Source organism: Klebsiella sp. HMSC16C06 (assembly GCF_001808325.1).
Taxonomy (GTDB): Bacteria; Pseudomonadota; Gammaproteobacteria; order Enterobacterales; family Enterobacteriaceae; genus Klebsiella; species Klebsiella variicola.
In genome coordinates this window covers 1-3,103 of the sequence record NZ_KV792978.1, presented here as the reverse complement: position 1 = coordinate 3,103, position 3,103 = coordinate 1, and the positions used below count along the sequence as shown (strand labels likewise).

The 3,103-nt window shown below is 44.6% G+C and carries 4 protein-coding genes; all 4 read left to right on the top strand.

Annotated elements, in window-relative coordinates; translation table 11 throughout:
- The first annotated feature begins 213 nt into the window (after positions 1-213).
- The 4 genes from HMPREF3142_RS01445 (at position 214) to HMPREF3142_RS01435 (ending at position 2,616) form a co-directional block, all read left to right on the top strand.
- A complete protein-coding gene (locus HMPREF3142_RS01445; protein ID WP_032431065.1) occupies positions 214-690 on the top strand; it encodes a GNAT family N-acetyltransferase in 477 nt (158 codons plus the stop codon).
- Between the two features lie 502 nt (positions 691-1,192).
- Positions 1,193-1,594, top strand: a complete 402-nt coding sequence (locus HMPREF3142_RS01440) for a cell envelope integrity TolA C-terminal domain-containing protein (protein WP_050563839.1) — start codon at positions 1,193-1,195, stop codon at positions 1,592-1,594.
- Positions 1,595-1,774: 180 nt separating this feature from the next.
- Entirely contained in the window at positions 1,775-2,176 is a 402-nt protein-coding gene (locus tag HMPREF3142_RS28870) for a hypothetical protein (RefSeq protein ID WP_126315416.1), read from the top strand.
- Positions 2,177-2,307: 131 nt separating this feature from the next.
- Positions 2,308-2,616, top strand: a complete 309-nt coding sequence (locus HMPREF3142_RS01435) for a hypothetical protein (protein ID WP_070611418.1) — start codon at positions 2,308-2,310, stop codon at positions 2,614-2,616.
- The last annotated feature ends 487 nt before the right edge of the window (positions 2,617-3,103 follow it).

Here is a 3,103-nt window from a genome sequence, read left to right as displayed (position 1 = left end):
ACGCCGGGCTTTCGGCGCCATTTGACTCCACAGATACATGCAGCTTCATCTGGCGCCTCCATGCCGCTAACGCGGCATCCGATGCTGTAGTCTTTAATGTCTGCTTTGTGCCAGAAGCTGACGTTGCCGCCTCACTCAAATTTAATGGGTATGCTTTAGAATTTTTATGGTAGATGTAAATGGTTCGCAGAATAAAACGTACAAGGGAAAGGTATGAAGATCAGACTTGCTGTGCCTGTGGAAGCAGAAGAATGCTGGAACATTCGAAATCAGGCCATACGTTACGGATGTAAGAACAGTTACGATGATGCGGTTATTGCGGCATGGACCCCGGAAAAAATGCCTGAGAGCTACAGGAACGTCATTGTAGCGAATCCTTTTTTCGTTGTTGCTGCCCCTGATGGCAGACTGTTAGCTACAGGCTTTCTTGATCTATCTACAGGAAGTATTGAGGCTGTATTTACGCTACCTCAATATACAGGTAAAGGGTTAGGTAGTCAGATTATTGAAGCCATCAAAAATGAAGCTCGTGGACGTGGTTTTGAGCAATTGACTTTGTCCTCAACACCAAATGCCCAGACTTTTTATGAGAAACATGGTTTCAAACTTATGCAGGAAAGCATGTATCCCTCTGCCTTGGCGCAGGCTGAACTGCGCTGTATGGAAATGTCTATAAATCTCCTGGGATAGTGGTTCGCTGTCTAATCTCAATGATCAATATGCCCAGTTACCACTGCAGGTAGATCTTAAAAGCTTCAAAATTAACGTCCGCTCCTCGCTCAGAGCGGGCATTGCTACATCACAATATGTTAATCACTGCGAATAAGTCAGTCAGGTTATGAAGGGAGTGAGTTTTCAAATGTTGTCGCCCACCATTCCCCCAGCAGGGATTCTTGACTGTTTGCCTCTTAGTTACGGTCGCTTCAGTCGGTAGTTTGTAATGTAAAAGCTAAATAATTTCGTTGGTTGAAGTCTTTCTTATACAATTTGTGGACACGGTCCTAAGCGAGGTTCTTGTTTTCAAATTGTTCATGGTTAGGAATTTCAATCGCCTGTCGATCGCTTCCTGACCATGAACGGGTCCGCCACAGTGGCCGGTATTAGTCTGAGCGTAAATGTCGAATTTTGCAGCTTCGCTCCCATTAGGCCTTCTCGGTATGAAAGATAAATCCATAGCACAGGGAAGAATGCAATGATAAAAACAGCACTTTTACTCGCGATAGTCTCAACAGTGATAACAGGCTGCGCGCCGCTGAAACCCACCGGGTGCCATAAACTCAGGGCCACCGACAGCTGCAATACTGTGCGCTGGAATGACCAGGATGAAGGGGCTTTACAGGCGCGAAAAATGAGAGCAGCGATTAATGCCCGTCTCGATAACCCAGGAAGATGGAAGGGAAAACAATGCTGGTTAGTGGTGGGGTTAGCGCCTGACGGGACAACAACGAATATTTCAACTGGCGAAGGCAATAAAGACTATTGTGCTGCGATAAAAACTGCCGCTGAAAAGGCCACCTTTCCGGCTTTTTCACGTCCTGAATCGCTTAAGAAAATCACAGCCTTCAATCTTGATATGAATGGTTCAGACCAGTAGCTGGCCATCCACTGGAAACACGGGCGTTCTGAAAACACTGTTTCAGGCGACGTCCGGGGAGTGACAGAGAGATGTTCCCATCAAAATTACAAGAGCAGAAAACTCCATTAGGAATAGTTTATTATGCGAAGAAAGATGGAATGACAATCAATCTTAGAAATTTTTCAAATAGGTAACTATATGATAGTTAAATGCTTGTATACTTCAGGCCAGAACTTACCTGATAATGTAAGATTTATGGGGGAAACAGAGCAAACAGACTATTTTCCTCTCAGCGTAGATATGCAGTATCAGGTGCACGGGTTAATGTTCTATCCTGGCCGAGTGGATTTTCTCGTTTGTCCTGATAATAATGGGCCTATGTGGGTTCCCTCTAACTTTTTTAAAATTGTTGATGATGAATTCCCTCTAGGATGGGGAGGTATATCAACTTCATGTTGCGAAGGGTACTCTGAACTATATGAAAATTATGGCATTTTTTATATTTCTGGTTATTTAAAGCTAGTCCGTTCTTATTCCCATTATATTGGTCTTTTGGAGCGAAACTCTGAGGATTTAAAGTATTTTTTCTCTTTAAATTAAACTGGATTGGTAAGCCGGAATTGCTGACATTTCCGGCTTACTAGGGGGCAGTTTGGATATAGAAAATTATTGTCCATTAAGGTCAATAATTGATCATTATTAACAATTTCCTTTGTGCTAATGGCAAGATTATGAAAAAGACTTTACTGATAGCCGCCATAGTGGCGGCAGGTATTACGTTCGCAATGGCCGACGATGGCCAGCCCGCTGGTCGACTGTACAAAATTGGCGAGCACACCGTAGAAATAGATGCGGATTGCATGATCCTCTCGGTTGACGGCTCCCCCGCTACGCTAAACGCGTCCGTATCCGGGCATATGGATTTTAATTTAGCCAACGGCGGCATTGCAGAATCGGAACCACGGCCAAACCGTCATACCTGCAAAGTGTATGCGGGGAGTGATGTGCGAACAATTCACATAAAAGAACGAACCCAATGAAAAAGAAGGAGGTGGAAGGAGAACCACTACAAGTAACGTTGCATTCTCAATATGAAGGAGAAGCCGTTTTCAGTGGTCAGATTAAGATCCGCTTTACACTCCGTAATGACTCTGTCAGTTCACAGGCCTTGCCTGGTGAAGACGCATCATGAAATGAAAACTGCTAACCATCCGCTGGTCGGGTAGTTACTCCCCCTCACGGCACGCTGCTGCTGAGGGGGAAAAGCTGGCTTTTCTCATTGTTGCTATTTTAAAGGTCATTACGTGGTTAATTTTGCCCCTCAGGCAATAATCTATTCACCGCAACAATGTTCCGCTTTTTGTGACTTTCCGGCAATAATCCCTCTTCTTCACTCCTGAGATTCGAAAAAAGGTTTAATCGGAAGTTTCTAGAGGGGAGGATTTTAAGCTTAAGTGGTGCGACCTTGGTTTCCCTTCTGACGGAGACCAAAGTTTGCAGCTACCGTGTTAAGTTCCCTGGTGTCGC